Annotated in this window: 8 protein-coding genes; 3 read left to right on the top strand and 5 right to left on the bottom strand. The window is 65.2% G+C overall.

Annotated elements, in window-relative coordinates; translation table 11 throughout:
* The first annotated feature begins 65 nt into the window (after positions 1–65).
* Both polA and ACN9MB_RS02850 read left to right on the top strand, forming a co-directional pair.
* Positions 66–2,849 carry a DNA polymerase I gene (gene polA, locus ACN9MB_RS02855; protein ID WP_426270721.1) on the top strand — a complete coding sequence of 928 codons (2,784 nt, stop codon included), beginning with the start codon at positions 66–68 and terminating at the stop codon, positions 2,847–2,849.
* Between the two features lie 410 nt (positions 2,850–3,259).
* The gene (locus tag ACN9MB_RS02850) at positions 3,260–4,285 is read left to right on the top strand and encodes a LacI family DNA-binding transcriptional regulator (protein WP_426271877.1); all 1,026 of its coding nucleotides are present in this window, start codon (positions 3,260–3,262) and stop codon (positions 4,283–4,285) included.
* A gap of 85 nt (positions 4,286–4,370) precedes the next feature.
* Here the strand turns inward: ACN9MB_RS02850 and ACN9MB_RS02845 are convergent, their stop codons facing one another.
* The 5 genes from ACN9MB_RS02845 to ACN9MB_RS02825 form a co-directional block, all read right to left on the bottom strand.
* Positions 4,371–5,843, bottom strand: coding sequence for an MFS transporter (locus ACN9MB_RS02845; RefSeq protein ID WP_426270720.1), 1,473 nt, complete (start codon positions 5,841–5,843; stop codon positions 4,371–4,373).
* The gene (locus ACN9MB_RS02840; RefSeq protein ID WP_426271876.1) at positions 5,840–8,002 is read right to left on the bottom strand and encodes a Six-hairpin glycosidase-like protein; all 2,163 of its coding nucleotides are present in this window, start codon (positions 8,000–8,002) and stop codon (positions 5,840–5,842) included. Before ACN9MB_RS02840 ends, ACN9MB_RS02845 begins: the two co-directional genes overlap by 4 nt.
* Positions 8,003–8,055: 53 nt before the next feature.
* Positions 8,056–10,389 carry a TIM-barrel domain-containing protein gene (locus ACN9MB_RS02835; protein ID WP_426270719.1) on the bottom strand — a complete coding sequence of 778 codons (2,334 nt, stop codon included), beginning with the start codon at positions 10,387–10,389 and terminating at the stop codon, positions 8,056–8,058.
* The gene (locus ACN9MB_RS02830; protein ID WP_204636717.1) at positions 10,389–11,960 is read right to left on the bottom strand and encodes an alpha-amylase family glycosyl hydrolase; all 1,572 of its coding nucleotides are present in this window, start codon (positions 11,958–11,960) and stop codon (positions 10,389–10,391) included. The genes ACN9MB_RS02835 and ACN9MB_RS02830 overlap by 1 nt, the downstream gene beginning before the upstream one ends.
* 175 nt (positions 11,961–12,135) lie before the next feature.
* Entirely contained in the window at positions 12,136–15,081 is a 2,946-nt protein-coding gene (locus ACN9MB_RS02825) for a TonB-dependent receptor (protein WP_426270718.1), read from the bottom strand.
* A gap of 500 nt (positions 15,082–15,581) precedes the next feature.
* Here ACN9MB_RS02825 and ACN9MB_RS02820 point away from each other — a divergent pair, with 500 nt between their 5' ends.
* Positions 15,582–17,198 (top strand): alpha-glucosidase family protein, encoded by a 1,617-nt coding sequence (locus tag ACN9MB_RS02820; RefSeq protein WP_426270717.1) that lies wholly within the window; start codon positions 15,582–15,584, stop codon positions 17,196–17,198.
* Positions 17,199–17,235 lie beyond the last annotated feature (37 nt).

Genomic DNA, 17,235 nt, shown 5'->3' with positions numbered 1-17,235 from the left:
TGCCGACGGTGCGGAGCCTGAACGCAGAGGGGTCGGTTCCGGTGCACGCGTGCGACAATCGCGGCATGGCCAAGCTCATTCTCATCGACGGTTCCTCCTACCTCTACCGCGCCTTCCACGCGCTCCCACCGCTGACCAATTCGCACGGCGAGCCCACCGGCGCGCTGTTCGGCGTGGTGAACATGCTGCGCGCCACGCTCAAGGCCAGGCCCGAGTACGTGGCCTTCGTCAGCGACGCGCCGGGGCCCACCTTCCGCAACGAGCTCTACGATCAGTACAAGGCCAATCGCCCACCCATGCCGGACGACCTGCGGGCCCAGGTGGAACCCATGCTCGCGATCGTCGGCGCGCTCGGTTTTCCGATCCTGCGCGTGGGCGGCGTGGAAGCGGACGACGTGATCGGCACGCTCACCGAGCAGGCGCATGCGCAAGGCATCGAGGTGGAGATTTCCACCGGCGACAAGGATCTTGCGCAGCTGGTGCGCCCGGGCGTGACGCTGGTCAACACGATGACCAACACCACCACCGACGACGCCGGCGTGATGGACAAGTTCGGCGTCCATCCGGCGCAGATCGTGGACTTCCTCTCGCTCACCGGCGACAGCATCGACAACGTGCCGGGCGTGCCCAAGTGCGGCCCCAAGACCGCCGCGAAATGGCTGGCGGAATACGGCACGCTGGACAACCTGATCGCCAACGCGGACAAGATCGGCGGCAAGATCGGCGAGAGTCTGCGCGCCGCGCTGCCGCAGCTGCCGCTGTCGCGTGAGCTGGTGCAGATTAAGCTCGACGTGCCGCTCGACGCGACCGTCGATCAGTTGCAGCTGCGCGATCGCCATGTCGACCAGTTGCGCGAGTTGTACACCCGCTACGACTTCAAGGCGGCGTTGAAGGACCTCGACGCCGATACCGGCGGAGCCACTGTGGGAGCGCACCCTGTGCGCGACACGGGCGGAGCGACCTCAGGCAATCTTGCAGAAACGGCCAGTCGCCCACAGGCTGCGCTCCCCCAGGAAGATCGTCCCGGCCAGGACCTCGCCATGGCCGGCCAGTACGAACTGGTCACCACCCAGGCGCAGTTCGAAGACTGGCTGGCGAAGATCGCCACGGCGCCGCTCGTATCGTTCGATACCGAAACCACCTCCATCGATTCGATGCAGGCCGATATCGTGGGCTTGAGCCTGTCGGTGGAACCGGGTCACGCCTGCTATGTGCCGCTGGCGCACGACTATCCCGGCGCGCCCGCGCAGCTCTCGCGCGAGCAGGTGCTGGCCACGCTCAAGCCGTTCTTCGAGGATGCAAGCCGTCCGAAGATGGGCCAGCACGCGAAGTACGACATCAACATCCTGTCGAACTACGGCATCCACTTGCGCGGCCTCCAGCACGACTCGATGCTGGAGTCGTACGTGTGGAATGCCACCGCCACGCGCCACGACATGGATTCGCTGGCCAGGAAATACCTGGGCGTGGAAACCATCAAGTATGAGCAGGTCGCCGGCAAGGGCGCCAAGCAGATTCCGTTCTCGCAGGTGGACCTGGACACCGCCTGCCGCTACGCCGCCGAAGATGCCGACATCACGCTGCGCCTGCACCACGCGCTGTGGCCCAAGCTGGAGAGCGAGCCGTCGCTGCGCTCGGTGTACCAGAACATCGAGGTTCCGTTGATTCCGGTGCTGGCATCGATGGAACAGCGTGGCGTGCTGATCGACGTCAACGAACTGCGCATGCAGAGCCAGCAGCTCGGCAAGCGCATGCTGGAACTGCAGCAGGAAGCGTGGAAGGGCGCGGGCCGCCAGTTCAATCTCGACTCGCCCAAGCAGCTGCAGGCGATCCTGTTCGACGAGCTGGGCCTGTCCGCCAAGTTGAAGACGCCCACCGGCCAGCCGTCCACCAACGAGGAAGCGCTGGAAGCGATCGCGGACGATCACGCGCTGCCGCGCCTGATCCTCGATTACCGCGGCCTGGCCAAACTGCGTTCCACCTATACGGACAAGCTGGCGGAGATGGTCAATCCGCGTACGGGACGCGTGCACACCAGCTATCACCAGGGTTCGGTGGCAACGGGGCGCGTGTCCTCGTCCGACCCCAACCTGCAGAACATCCCCATCCGCACCGAGGAAGGCCGCCGCATCCGCCAGGCGTTCGTGGCGCCGGAGGGTTGGGTGGTGCTGGCGGCGGACTATTCGCAGATCGAGCTGCGCATCATGGCGCATCTCTCGGGCGACGAAGGCCTGGTCAAGGCGTTCAAGGAAGGTGGCGACGTGCATCGCGCCACCGCCGCCGAAGTGTTCGGCCTCAAGCCCGAGGAAGTGAACGCCAACCAGCGCCGCGCCGCCAAGGCGATCAACTTCGGCCTGATGTACGGCATGAGCGCGTTCGGCCTGGCGCGCCAGCTGGGCGTGGATCGTGGCGAAGCCAGCGATTACATGGCGCGTTACTTCGCCCGCTATCCGGGCGTGCACGCCTTCATGGAATCCACGCGCCAGCAGGCGCATCGCGATGGCTACGTGGAGACGCTGTTCGGCCGCCGGCTCTATCTGGAGAACCTGCAGTCGCGCAACCAGGCCCTGCGCGCAGGCGCCGAGCGCGCCGCGGTGAACGCGCCGATGCAGGGCACCGCGGCGGACATCATCAAGCGCGCCATGCTCGCCGTGCACGACTGGCTGCAGCCGCGCGACGACGCCCATATGCTCATGCAGGTGCACGACGAACTGGTGTTCGAGGTGCGCCAGGATGTGATCGACGACGTGCGCGCGGGCGTGGTGGAGCGCATGTCGGGGGCTGCGGAGCTGTCCGTGCCGCTGCTGGTGGAAGCGGGGGTGGGGAAGAATTGGGATGAGGCGCACTGAGGTCCCGCAACGCACGCGGCTCCTGTGGGAGCGCACTTGTGCGCGACGGCGCGGCGCTGGGCACTGAGGCGGCATCTGAGCCAGTCACGGCGGCCCGCGAAAACGTTGGATTTTCGTCAAATGAACGCCTGCTAACCCAATTTGGCGCCCGCTGTGCAACTTTCCCCTGCTGGCGCGTTCTTAGTTACCGGATGCACGCAACGGCGTCCGCGGGCTCGCCACCTCCCTGGACGAGCCCAAACGGTAAGCGAACCTCTCCCCTGGGTTTCGCTGCCACCCCGGCCCCGAGGATTCCCCCCTAATCCTCGGGGCTTTTTCATGCCCGTCTCCGGTACAGGCGAATGAAAGGACAGCGAGCACACAAGCCGCTAGGATCTGCGCACTGACTCGAGAATCACCGCGGCGTGCAGATCAAGGGAAAAGTCACCTCGTTCGATATTGCCCACCTGGCCGGGGTCTCCCAGTCCACGGTGTCGCGCGCGTTGCGCGGCAGTCCGCTGGTCAACGAGGAGACCCGCCGGCGCATCCAGGCGGCGGTCGAGGAACTGAACTACAAGGTCGACAAGAACGCCTCGGGCCTGCGCGCCAAGCACACCGGCACGCTGGCGCTGCTGTTGTTCGAAGATCCCACCGCCGACGAATCGCACATCAATCCGTTCTTTCTTTCGATGCTCGGCTCGATCACGCGCGCCTGCGCCCAGCGCGGCTACGACCTGCTGATCTCGTTCCAGCAGTTTTCCCGCGACTGGCACGCCGACTACGCGGACAGCAAGAAAGCCGATGGCATCATCCTGCTCGGCTACGGCGACTACCTGGCCACGCGCGACAAGCTGCAGAAGCTGGTGGACCAGGGCACGCGCTGCGTGCGCTGGGGCGCCGTGCTGCCGGACCAGCCGGATGTCTCGGTGGGTTGCGACAACGTCAGCGGCGGACGCGACGTCACCGCGCACCTGCTGGCGCAAGGCTGTCAGCGGATCGCCTTCCTCGGCGATGCCTCCAGTCACTATCCCGAATTCTTCGACCGCTACCGCGGCTATACGCGCGCGCTGAGCGACGCTGGGCTCGATGCCGAATCGTTGCTGCAGGTGAACGCCGAAAGCACCGAGCGCTCCGGTTATGAGGCCCTGGAAACACTGCTGGCGCGCGGCGTGGCGTTCGATGGCGTGTTTGCCGCCAGCGATCTCATTGCCATCGGCGCCATGCGCGCGCTCGCCGACCACGGCCTGAAGGTGCCCGAAGACGTGGCGCTGGCGGGTTTCGACGATATTCCGATGGCCAGCTTCGTCAATCCGCCGCTCACCACGGTGTTGCAGGACACCAAGCTGGCCGGCGAGATCCTGGTGGACAACCTGCTCTCGCTGATCCGCGGGCAGCCTGCGGAAAGCGGGATGCTGCCGGCGAAGCTGATCGTGCGGAAATCCAGCGTCAAGCGCTGACCTTCCTATCCTGTGCGCGACGACCCAGCGAAGAGCAGACCCTCGGCTCCGCGGTCGCGCACAGGGTGCGCTCCCACAGGTGTGCCTACGATTGGGCGGTGGACGGCTCCGACACGCGCAGCGTGCACAGCCCCGCAACCACCAGGCTCGCGCCGCCCATCGCCAGTGCCCAGATGGCCTGGCCGTGGAAGAACAGCCGCAGCAGCAGGCCCAGCACGCTGGCCGCCATCAGCTGGGGGATCACGATGAAGAAATTGAAGATGCCCATATAGACGCCCATCTTCGTCGCCGGCAGGTTGTCCGACAGCAGCGCATACGGCAGCGACAGGACGGACGCCCAGGCGAAACCCACGCCCACCATCGACAGCAGCAGCCACTGCGGATCGCGGATCAGCAGGAACGACAACAGGCCTGCGCCACCGAGCCAGCAGTTCACCAGATGGCTGATGCGCAGGCCCCAGCGGCGCACCATCCAGGGAATCGCCGCAGCGGCCACGGCGGCGAAGCCGTTGTAGGCGGCAAACAGCACGCCGACCCAGTTGGCGCCTTCGTTATAGACGGCCGAATGCGTGTCGGTGGTGCCGTAGTGCACCGAGGTCACCGCGGCGGTGGTGTAGATCCACAGCGCGAACAGTGCGAACCACGAAAAGAACTGCACCACGGCGAGCCGGCGCATGGTCTCCGGCATGCCGTAGAGATCGCCCATCACCTGGCGCAGCATGCCGCCGCTGCGCGTGAAGGAGAGCCAGGAGAACAACGTGCCGAACAGCACCAGGCCGCCGGCGAGCAGATAGAGCTCTTTTTCCAGCGCGTAATGGCGAATCGCCACGAACAACACCAGCCCCGCGGCGATCAGCGCCACGCCGAAACGCCACGCACGCGTGGCATGCACGGCCTGGCTTTCCACTGGACTATCGGAGAACGCTTCCAACTCGCCCGGCGGGTACTCGCGCGACGTCAGCACCGTCCACAGCACCGAGCCCAGCAACACCACGCCGCCGAGATAGAACGCGTATTTCACCGTGTCGGGAATGGCACCCTCGCCCGCCACGTTGCTCACGCCCAGCTTGGCCAGCAGCCACGGCAGCAGGGACGCCACCACCGAACCCACGCCGATGAAGAAGCTCTGCATCGCGTAGCCCACCGGCCGCTGCCGCGGCGGCAGCTGGTCGCCGACGAAGGCGCGGAACGGCTCCATCGAGATGTTGATCGAGGCGTCCATGATCCACAGCAGGCCCGCCGCCACCCACAGCACCGGCGAATTGGGCATGCACAGCAAGGCCAGCGTGGTGAGCACGGCGCCGATCAGGAAGTACGGACGACGGCGTCCCAGCCGCGTCCAGGTGCGATCCGACAGGTAGCCGATCACCGGCTGCACCAGCAGTCCCGAGAACGGCGCCGCGATCCACAGCGCCGGGATGTCGCCCACGTCCGCACCCAGGGTCTGGAAAATGCGGCTGACGTTCGCGTTCTGCAGGGCAAAGCCGAACTGGATGCCCAGAAAACCGAAGCACATGTTCCAGATCTGCCAGAACGACAGCTCGGGCTTGCGCGTCATGGCGTGCGGGTGACCGGCGACGGCGACAGCAGCATGGCCTCGACCTTGGCATCGTTCACCGGGCCGCTCGCGCCGCCCTGCTCGCCGGTGTAATGCGCGTTGTGGCGCAGGTCACTCATGTTGAACCCCTGGTCCAGGCGGAAACGGCAGGTCGCTCCTGCCGTTGCCGTGAACGTGGCCGTGGCGGAGCGCTGGGTGCCCACACTATGCGGCATCACCACCACCACGCGCTGTGGCGCCGCACCATCGCACGACACATCGAGCCGTTTCACCGCGGCCGTGACGCCGGTCTGGATCGGGCCATGGTCATTCACGTAGTCGAACGACACGCTCATCGCGCCGCTGCGGGTCGCCTTCCATTCCCACGGACCGGCACCGGCGAGACGCGCTTCGTCGCCCTTGCAGGTGGCCGCGCTGGGCAGCGATTCGAGGCCGCCCTCGCCCACGCGGGTGAGCTGGAAGCATTGGCGCGTCGCGCCCTTGGGCACGCTGAGGCTGCCGTCGATCGGCCCCAGGCGATGGCCGTCCAGATACAGCACGCCCTTGCCCTGGAAATCGACCTGCCAGCCCTTGGCCGAGGCGGTGACGACGGGAGCGTCCGGCATCGCGGGACCGAACAATGGTGCATCGGTATGCAAGGGTTTGACGCCGGAGTGGATCGCCTTCAGTTGCACGGTGGTCTCGTTGCCCGTGTGCTGCTGCGATTGCGCCACCAGCAGATCGCCATCGAGCTTGGCCGGGCGCAGCAGGGTCACGCGCTGGCCGGCGAGGTCGAGCGTGATGCTCGGCTTGTCGCCGAACAGCGGCGCCACCCACGAAACCGGCAGCTTGGGATCGATGCGACCCGCGTCGCCCACGCCGAACACGCCGTTGATGACCATGTCCAGGTAGCCCGCCACCGACCACAGCTGGCGCGGCGAATTAACCACCGGACCGCTGAGCTTGCCTTCGTCCACATGCACGGCCTGCGAGACCAGCTCGTAGTTCTCCATGTTGGACGAGGCCAGCGCGGCGCCACGCAGGATCGAATTCATTTCCAGCGCGATGCGCGGCGCATCGTTCACCACCCGCGCCGCCCGCAGCGAATAGGCGCTCACGAAGGGCCAGATCGCGCGGTTGTGATAGACCGGCTGGTCCTTGCGCTCGGGCCAGATCACGGGGCTGCCGGAGGGCCATGCCGGATAGTTGGCCAGCGCCTGCTTGGCCCGCCCGGTGTCGGCCACGCCGGTGGTCACGGCAAGCGCGATGCCGAGCAGGTCGTAGCTGTCGATCGGCATCGCCTCGGGGCCGATATAGCTCATGTACATGCCGCGATCGGCGCGCCAGAAGTGCGCGTTGATCGCCTGCTTCAACGCATCGGCCTGCGTGCGATAGTCCTTCGCGGCCGCAGCGTGCCGCTGCTCGGCGAGTTGCGCTGCCAGTTGCAGCGCCTGGTAATGCAGCACGTTGGTGGACAGCGCGAACGACTCGCCGATGAAGCGCACGTCCTTTTCCGTCCACGCGGGATAGGTCTGCTCGCGCCAGTCGAGGAACGAGGTCTCGCCGCGATACAGGCCCAGCCGGCTATCGAACACGTAGAGCCGATCCTGCGCCAGCGTGTCCTGCACCGCGCGCCAGGTGTCGTCGGCGAAGGCCTTGTCGTCCAGCAGTGACTTGGCGCCGAGGAACCACACCACGCGGTCGGTGCTGATCGGCCAGCTGCCGCCGGAGCCGGTGTCCTGCATCACGTACATGCCTTGCGGCACCGATGGCTCGCGCGCGTCGGAAAGCTTGAAGCGCAGCGAGTTGCGCGCACGCTCCGGATCGAGGCGCCACAGCGACAGGTCGATGGAATACGACGTGTCGCGTGTCCACACGTAGGGCCATTTGTCGCCGGTGGCGAAGCACACGCAGGGAATTTCCTTGCCGTGATCGTAGGCGCCGTCCTTGATGGCTGTCACTGAGTCGTGACTGAGATCATCCTGCGCCATGGCGAACAAGCCGTCGAACAGGGGGCTGGCCGTGTGCACGCTCAGCTTCTGCGCCGCAATCGTTCGATCACCCGCAGGCGCATGCAGCACGAAGCTGCCATCGGCCTGCGCGTTCATGCTGGCGGTCTTGCCGTTCCAGTTCACTTCGCCCTTGGCGGTGATCGCCTGCGCCTGCACCGCGCCTGCCATCAACCACGCGGCGCAAGCCAGCGCGATGCGCGTGCGGTGCGTCGACACGCCCCTCACGGCTGCACCGCCTGTGTACCCAGCTGGATGTTCTTCGCCTTGCCTGCCTCGATCTTCACGTACGTCACCTCGCCAAACCGGTCATGAGCTTGCGTCCATCCCTCGCCCTGCGCGGCGCGCAGCGTCTCGATGCTGGCCACCCTGGCCAACGGCTTGCCGTCGACGGAGACCGCAACAGACGAGGGGACGTGGATCGCCAGCACATAATCCTTCAGCGCCGGACGAAATGCACCGGTCGCCGCGCCCGTCTTGAAATTCACCACGCCCTTTTCGCGCTGCACCGACAGCGTCTGCAGGAAGTACGTGCCTTGCTCGTAGGCATAGGTTTCGCCATCGTCCTCGTAGACGTCGAAATGCGATGCCGCATCGGCGGGGAACACCTGCACGTCCAGCGACGTCACCGGCTGCTGTCCCACATAGTCCATCACCGGCTGCTGCGGAATGATCGCGCCTTCGCGGACGAACAGCGGGATATCGCTCCAGTTCGTGGCATCCACGTTGAGCGTGATCTCGCGGTCACCCTCGTACGCGTTGCCGTCGAACCAGTTGATCCAGCGGCCATGCGGCAGCTGCAGGCGTTTCACCGTCTGGCCCTGCTCCACCACCGGCGACACCAGCAGGTAGTCGCCGAACATCCACGCATCGATGCGATCGCGCTGCGCCGGATCCTGCGGATAGACAAACTGCAGCGGACGCACCACGCCCACGCCATCGGCATGCGCGTGGTACTCGTAGCTGTAGATGTATGGGATCAGCGAGTAGCGCAGACGGATCGCTTCGGCCGCGGCCTTCTCCGCGATCGGTCCGTAGACCCACGGTTGCCGCTTCTGGCCGAAGTCGGCATGCACGCGGAACACCGGCGTGAACGCGCCGAACTGGATCCAGCGCGCGTAGTTCTCGGGCACCGGCATCGGCGCCTTGAAGCCGCCGCCGTCCATGCCCCAATGCATTGCACCCACGTCGAACGCGGCGAGCATGCGCTGGCGCTGCGCCGCCATGCTGGCGAAGCCGCTCTGGATGTCGCCGGACCACACGCCGTAGGCGTAGCGCTGCGAACCGAGGTAGAAGTTGCGGTTGATCGACCAGACGCGCTTGTCGCTGATGCTGCGCTGGCCGTCGTACAGGGTGCGCTGCATGTTGAGGAATTGCGTGTCGACGCCGCTGTCGTCCGCCTCGTCGTTCCACCAGCCCACGATGCCGGTTTCGAAGGAATGCTTCAGCGCATCGTTGAAGAACCACGCGCGCACTTCCGGCTTGTCGAAATCCACGTCGCGCACCGGCTTGTGCGAGAAATAATCGGGCGCTTCCTTCGACTGCGCCAGCCAGTAGCCGCGCGCGGTGGCTTCGCGTCCTTCCACGGTGTCGACGTGGATGCGCGGCTTCATGATGCCGGTCATGTGCATGCCGCGCTGGTCCATCTGCTGCTTGAGCTTGCCGTCGGGACCGTCGGGAAATTTGTCGGTGTTCCAGCGGAATTCGCCCATGTCCTCGCCCCACGCCTTCCAGTCGAAGTCGAAAGTGAAGTTGTCGATGGGGATGTGCTTGGCGCGGTAGGTATCCACCAGGCTCAGCGCTTCCTTCTGGTCGATGCCCCACTGGCTGTTGGTGAAACCCATCGCCCACTTCGGAAACATCGGGGCGGCGCCGCTGATCTGGCGCAGCTGGGCGAACAGCGCATCGGGCGCGCCCACCAGCAGGTAGATGGTGTGCACGGCCTGCTTGTCGGCGCGAATGCCGATGTCGGTGGCCGAGAGATCGAAGCGTGCCGGCTCCGCATCGGCCAGCACGCCGTAACCGGCAGTGCTCCACACGAACGGCGCGCCGGTGTGGCCCTGGGCGCCTGCCGTGGCAATCTGCTTGCCCTGGCGCAGCAGATGGCCGGCTTCGGCGTCGAACGCATTCAGCCCGCCGATGCCGTACTGCGGATCGCCTTTGGCGTGACGCAGCGTCCAGCGGCCGTCCATCGCGTGGGAGAGATCCGCGCTGAGCAGGGCATGCCCGGCGGGATCTTCCATCCGCAATTCGTTGCGATGCGGATTCCAGCGCAGCACCAGCTGGGCCGATCGCAGGATCTGCTCATCGCCCTGCGTCTCGCGCGTCACCTCGACCGGATCGAAACTGGCCTGCGCGTCGATGACCGGCGTGGCCGGCTCGCGCGTGCCGTCCACACGCAACTGCACGACGCCGGGGGTCAGCAGGCGAAGTTCCAGCTTGCCCCCGGGTAGCGTGAGTTCCATGCGGTCGGCACTGGCGTCGTTGCGGACGGCCATGGCGACCGTGGTGGCGGCCATGGCAGACAGCAGCGCCAGCGCGAGCAGCCGCGCCCGCATCAGTGCAGCACCACGGTGCTATAGGCGGGGAGCTGGAGCTTGCCGTGTTCCAGCGCGGCGTGCGGCTTGGTGGTCAGTTGCATGGTGGCGTCCTTGGGGAGGAGATCCCCCTTAGGTTTCCACACTGCGCTCTTGCCGGAAAGGTTGTGCACCACCAAAAGTTTCTGCTTGCCGTCGTTGCGCCAGTAGGCGACCACGCTGGGCAGGCCGGTGGCCACCATGCTCAGGTCGCCATCCCGCAGCGCGCTGTTCTGCGCGCGCCAGCCGATCAGGGTGCGGTAGGTGTTGTAGAGCGAGCCGGGATCGTCCTGCTCCGCCTGCACCGAAACCGCCTGACCCTGGTGCGCGCTCGATGGCTTCCAGCGCGACTCGCCGGGGCCCGCTTCGCGCTGCCAGCGCATCGGCTCGCGCAGGTTTTCATCGGGCTTCTTGCCCTCCATGCCCAGCTCTTCGCCGTAATAGATGTACGGGCGACCCGGCAGCGTCAGCAGCATCGCAGCGGCCATGCGCATGTGATCGACGTTGCCATCCAGCCGACTCATCACGCGTTCCTGGTCGTGATTGGACAGGAAGGTGGAGTCGATGTGCGGCGTGTCGCCCGCTGCCTTGTACGCCTCGTTGGTAGCCTTGAGCAGGTCGCCCAGTTGGCCCGCACGCTCGCTCTTGGCGCTGACGATCAGCTGCTCGGCCAGCGGGAAGTCGAAGATCGAACCCAGCGGCTTCAGGTAAGGCGCGAGTTCTTTCGGCGAGGTGGCGCTGACTTCGCCCACCAGGGTCACGTTCGGATGCGTCTTGGCGAGCGCATCGTGGTATTCGGTCCACCAGGCGACATTCTTCTCCAGCGCCTTTTCGCTGTGCACGTCGGACTTGAAGTCGACGTAGATGTGCTTGGCGGCATCGAGGCGGAAACCGTCCACGCCCTTGCCCAGCCAGTACTGGCCGACCTTGATCATTTCGGCGCGCACGGCCGGATTGTCGTAGTTGAGATCAGGCATATGGCCACCGAACACGCCGATGTACCAGCCATCGTTGCCGGCGTGCCAGATCGGCGTATCGGTGGCGCTGATGGCCGCGAGATCCGGCTGTTTGGACGTCCAGGAATACCAGTTTCGATGCGCGCCACCGGCGTTCTGCGCATCCACGAACCACGGGTGTTCCTTGCCGGTGTGGTTGATCACCATGTCCATGGTCACCGCGATGCCGCGCTTGTGCGCTTCGGCCACCAGGTGTTCAAGATCGGCGGTGCTGCCGTACTGCGGGTTGATGCCGTAGTAATCGGTGATGTCGTAGCCGTGATAGCTGGGCGAGCTGTTGATCGGCATCAGCCAGATGCCGCTGATGCCCAGCGATTTGAGGTAATCGAGCTTGGCGGTGACACCGTTGAGATCGCCGATGCCGTCGCCGTTGGTGTCGTACCAGGCGCGCACGAAGATTTCGTAGTAGACGCCCGAGGGCTGGGTGTTCGCGACGGGAGCCGGCGGCGCGTCGGCCGCGCGGGCGTGCATGGACGCTGTGCCGAGCGTGAGGGAGAGAGCGAGCGCAAGAGAACTGAACAGGCGATTCCGGGACATGCTGTGCTCCATTCGAAGGCGGCAGGCCATCGACGGAACGGTACACCGGAACGCAGACATCGCATCGGACCGGAAACCGCTACGCCGGGCCTCGCGGTGTGTTTGCCATGCATGACTCGGCATGGCCCCAAAAAGCATCGCGCCGGCCTCTTTCGAGACCGGCGCGATTCGTGACTTACAGCTTGAACTCGACGCCGAGGTAGCTGGTGCGTCCGAAGTACTGGATCGTACCGGTCTGCTGCGGGTTGCCGCCGAAGTAGGTACGCGTCGGCTGGTTGGTCAGGTTGAGCATCTGGTACACCACCTTGAACTGCTGGGTGATGTCGTACGAGGCCTGGAAGTCGTACACCGTTTCGGCGGCAAAGGTCACCAGCTGGTTGCTGACGGCCATCTGCGTATCGGACAGGAACGACGAACGGTAGTTGCCCGAGACACGAGCCGAGAACGGACCGTAGTCGTAGAACACCGCCGCACTGGCCACGCGACGCGACAGGCCCGGCAGGCCGACGTAGGTGGTCGGGCCACCGAGGTTGGTCGGGTTGTGCACCGTGCTCGAGGTCAGCGCGAAGTTCGCCTGCACGCCCAGGCCAGCCCAGATGCCGGGCAGGAAGTGCGTCTTCGAACCGGACAGTTCCAGACCGCGAACCAGGCCGCCCTTGGCGTTATAGGCCGTCTGGTAATCACCGTTGAGGTACTGCGTGCCGGTGTCCGGGTTGATCGGCACCGGAATGCCCGCGGCGGCAAAGTCGTAGTTGTTGTACGTGACGTCCTGCACGAACGACTTCACGTCCTTGAAGAACACGCCGGCGGTAAGCAGGCCGGTGGAGTCGTCGAAGTAGTGTTCGTAGTCGAGGTCGTACTGAGTGGCGCGCAGCGGATCGAGCAGCGGGCTGGTGCCGCCCCACACGTTGTACTGCGCGCCGGGGCCCGGACCGTTCGACACCCACGAACCGGAACCGGCCAACATCTTGTCGATCGGCGGACGCGACAGCACCTTGGCCGCCGAGAAACGCACCATGTCGTCGTCGGTCAGGTGGTAGATCAGGTTCAACGACGGCAGGTAATCGGTATAGGTCTTGCCGACGGTGAGCGGCGCGTAGTCGGAGCTGGTGTAGCCGTTGCCGTCGGTGATCGGGATGCCCGCACCGTTGCCGACCTGCTGCAGGCCCGAGCTGTACTGCGACTGGTGCGACACGCGGACGCCCACGTTACCGCTCAGTTCGTGACCGAACACGTCCTGCGCATCGATATCCGCCATCAGGAAGATGTCGCGCGTCTTCTCGTCGACCTGACCGCTCTGGACGTAGGTCCAGCTGTTGGCGTTGATGTCCTTGACCGGCGTCGCATTGATGCCATGCGCGGCAAGAATGGCCGGACCGTTCAGAGTGAGGAAGCACGGGAAACCGGAGAACTTGCCCTTCCAGCAGGTCACCTTGGCGGCGCTGGCCGGAATGCTCAGCGGCAGCTCGCCAGGTACCGGCGAGGTGTTCCACTCCGAACCGTAGACGAAGGCTTCGCGATCGGCGTTGTACGTGTGGTTGTTCATGTACACGCCCGCTTCCAGCGCGGACAGCCACGAACTGTTGGGCATGTCGTACTTCACGCTGGTGCGGAAGGCCTTCATCTTGTCGTGGTAGATGTACGGATAGACGCCGTAACGCGACAAGCCCATGTCGTTGACGTTGGTGTACAGACCCGGATTGCCGAACTGCGCCGAACCGACCTGCTGGCCCTTCAACTGGAAGTTCATCGACTGCGCCATCAGCTGCGGGTTCGCCGTGCCCAGGCCCGAGTACGGATCGGCCGTGGTGTCCACGTTGATCTCGTTGCTGGTGGCGCGCGACATCGACACGTCGGCGTCGATATGCCAGTTGCCGTGGTCCCACTTCGCGTTCAGGCCACCGGAGAAGATGCTGGTGGTGGTGCTGTAGTTGTCGGCGGTGGTCTCGTTGGAGAACTGGTTGCCGTACGGATTGCCGGTACGCGGATCCACGCCGGTGGTCGGATTGCCCGCCACCGAGCCGCCGATCAGCGTCCCCAGCGAGCTCCACACCGGATTGGTGATCTGCGTGTTGTTGCCGTAGAAGTTCTGCGAGCGGAAACCGTAGCCGAACGACTCGTTCTTGAACTTGGAATAGAAGCCGTCGCCGGTGATCTTCAGCTCGTCGGTGGGCTTCCACACGATGGTGGCGATTTCGCCGGTGCGGCGCTCCTGACCGCCGTTCTGCTGCAGCTGGATGCCTTCGGGCAGGTAGCCCGTCGGTGCGCCCGGCTGCGAGTTGATCGAATACTTCGAACCGTCCGACGCCTCGCCCACGAACTGCTCGGCCACGTGCGGCTGGTACATCTGCGCCACGCCCAGGCCAACACCGAGGGTGTTGTCGAGGAACTTGCCCTGGTAAGCCGCGCTCAGGCGGTAACCCACGGCATTGGCGCCGCTCACGTCGTGCGCCTGGCCGTCGTAGCTGCCGCGCGCGTCGATGTTGAGGTTCTGCTCCTTCGGCGCATCCAACGGGTTGGCCGTCTGCAGGCCGATGGTGCCGCCCACGCCGCCGGTGATCAGCGACGCCTGCGAGGACTTGTACACCGTGGCCATGTTGATCAGCTCCGACGGGTACTGGTCGAAGTTGATGTAGTTGCTGCCGCTGGTGGACGGCTGCTCGCGACCATCGAGCGTGGTCTGGATGAAGTTGCCGGAGAGGCCGCGGATATTGATCTGCGAGGCCTGGCCGGCAATGCGCTCGGCGGACACGCCCGGCAGGCGGGTCAGTGCGTCGGCGATGGACTGGTCAGGCAGGCCGCCGATGTCGGCCGAGGTGATGACGTTGGTGATCGTGTCCGAGTAGCGCTGGTAGTCGATCGACTTTTCCATGCTCTGGTTGTAGCCCGTCACCGTGATGGTGGAGAGGCTCTTGGCCAGCTGCTGGTCCTGCGTCTGCTTGGCCTGATCGTCTTTCTTGGCGTTCGGGTCAGTCTGCTGGGCAGAGCTGTCCTGCGCACCAGGGGCGGCGGCCGTGCCGGTCGCGTTCGCGCCCGCATCCGCCGGCATTGCATGAATACCTGCCGTCAAACAAAGGCCGGACGCCAGCGCCAGGGCCAGCACATTACGTTTCAGTTCCACCGTCTTCCCCTCCCACGGGTTTGCACTTCATCTTTGGTTTTGTAGTTGCCGCAGCCGCCCCCACAGGCGCTGCGGGCTACGCGCCAGTGCAAGCCGAGAAATCTTCGGAGGGCCCCGTCGCGTGGCGGCCATGGTAGGGCTGCAAAAAATGCCGAACAGGCCTATGCATACGTATTCATGACCCGGTTTTTTTGTGCACCTTTGACAAAATTCTAATGGGTGCGCGTCTCACCGCCTGCCTTGACATGGACCGGTCCCAGCCTCGTGTTTCGTTCGGAAAATCGATGGTGGCGCGGGTTTCCGTGCATCGATGCCCCTCCGGCAGCGTAACTTTCGCAGCGGCTCCTGCGCCCTGCTGCGTCGCAATATCGCGATTTTTTGAATACGTATGCAGTCGAAGCGTCCGCTTTGCACTCTGCCTTTAAGCTGCCCCCCGCGCTTCGCTTCAGGCCCGGTTGTCTGTCAGCGAAGCGAGCATTGGGCGGGAACGGGGTACGCGAATGAGTGATGCACGTTGGTGGCGCGGAGCCGTCACCTATCAGATCTATCCACGCAGCTTCATGGACACCAACGGCGATGGCGTGGGTGACCTGCCCGGCATCGTCGACAAGCTCGACTATGTCGCGAGCCTTGGCGTGGACGCGATCTGGATCTCGCCGTTCTTCTGCTCGCCCATGGCCGACTTCGGCTACGACATCGCGGACTACCGCGAAGTCGATCCACTGTTCGGCAGCAACGAGGATTTCGATCGCCTGCTGGCCAAGGCGCACACGCTCGGCCTGAAGGTGATGATCGACCAGGTGCTCAGCCATACCTCGATGGAGCACGCCTGGTTCAAGGAAAGCCGCGAGAGCCGCGACAATCCCAGGGCCGACTGGTACGTGTGGGCCGACGCGAAGGCCGACGGCACGCCGCCCAACAACTGGCTCTCGCTGTTCGGCGGTTGCGCCTGGCAATGGGAACCGCGCCGCGGCCAGTACTACCTGCACAACTTCCTGACCTCGCAGCCCGATCTCAATTACCACAACCCCGACGTGCGCCGCGCGGTGCTCGACGAGGTGAAGTACTGGCTGGACAAGGGCGTCAACGGCCTGCGCCTGGATGCGATCAACTTCTGCTTCCACGACCGCGAACTGCGCGACAACCCGCCCAAGCCCGAGGAAAAACGCGTGGGCCGCGGTTTCAGTCCGGACAATCCGTACGCGTTCCAGTACCACTACTACAACAACACGCAGCCGGAGAACCTCGCGTTCCTCGAAGAACTGCGCGCGTTGATGGACCAGTACGAAGACGTGGCCGCCATCGGCGAGATCTCCTCCGAAGACTCGCTCGCCACCACCGCCGAATACACCAGCGGCAACCGCCTGCACATGGGCTACAGCTTCGAGCTGCTCACCGACGATTTCAGCGCCGGCTACATCCGCCGCACCGTGGAGGATCTCGAAGCGCAGATGCTGGAAGGCTGGCCGTGCTGGGCCATTTCCAATCACGACGTGTCGCGCGTGCTCAGCCGCTGGGGCAACGGCCACGCCTCGCCGAAGCTGGCGAACCTGCTGAGCGCGATGGTCTGCTCGTTGCGCGGCTCGGTGTGCGTGTACCAGGGCGAGGAACTGGGCCTCACCGAGGCCGATGTGCCGTTCGAATCGCTGCAGGATCCGTATGGCATCACCTTCTGGCCCACCTTCAAGGGCCGCGACGGCTGCCGCACACCGATGCCGTGGAACGGCGGCATCAACGCCGGCTTCAGCGTGGGCGATCCGTGGCTACCGGTACCTGCCGAACATCGCGCGTTGGCGGTGACCCTGCAGGACGCTACGCCCGATTCCACGCTCAACGGCTTCCGCCGGTTCATGGCGTGGCGCAAGACCCAGCCGGCACTGCGCTGGGGCGACATCCAGTTCATCGACACGCCGGAACCGGTACTGGCTTTCACCCGCAAGCACGGCGAAGACACGTTGCTGGTCGCCTTCAACCTGTCCAAGGCACCGGTGGAGCTGCCCTTGGCCCGGCCGGGCAAACTCACTCCCATCAACGGTCATGGGCTGAGTCAGGGCGCGGTTACCCCCGATGGCCTCAGCCTGCCCGGCCACGGCGCGCTGTTCGCCCGCATCGACTGAACACCCGGTTACTCCCTCGACGGCGGATACACCGCCT

Origin of the sequence: Dyella kyungheensis (assembly GCF_049913195.1) — a bacterium.
GTDB lineage: Bacteria > Pseudomonadota > Gammaproteobacteria > Xanthomonadales > Rhodanobacteraceae > Dyella > Dyella kyungheensis.
Note: the sequence above shows the minus strand (reverse complement) of the source record. Positions and strands in the feature narration are given on the sequence as shown.

What these genes read in the sequence shown, in the direction of transcription:
- polA (WP_426270721.1), top strand. Translation starts at nt 66, where the DNA reads ATGGCCAAGCTCATTCTCATCGACGGTTCCTCCTACCTCTACCGCGCC.
- ACN9MB_RS02845 (WP_426270720.1), bottom strand. Translation starts at nt 5,843, where the DNA reads ATGACGCGCAAGCCCGAGCTGTCGTTCTGGCAGATCTGGAACATGTGC.
- ACN9MB_RS02840 (WP_426271876.1), bottom strand. Translation starts at nt 8,002, where the DNA reads ATGGCAGGCGCGGTGCAGGCGCAGGCGATCACCGCCAAGGGCGAAGTG.
- ACN9MB_RS02835 (WP_426270719.1), bottom strand. Translation starts at nt 10,389, where the DNA reads ATGCGGGCGCGGCTGCTCGCGCTGGCGCTGCTGTCTGCCATGGCCGCC.
- ACN9MB_RS02830 (WP_204636717.1), bottom strand. Translation starts at nt 11,960, where the DNA reads ATGTCCCGGAATCGCCTGTTCAGTTCTCTTGCGCTCGCTCTCTCCCTC.
- ACN9MB_RS02820 (WP_426270717.1), top strand. Translation starts at nt 15,582, where the DNA reads ATGAGTGATGCACGTTGGTGGCGCGGAGCCGTCACCTATCAGATCTAT.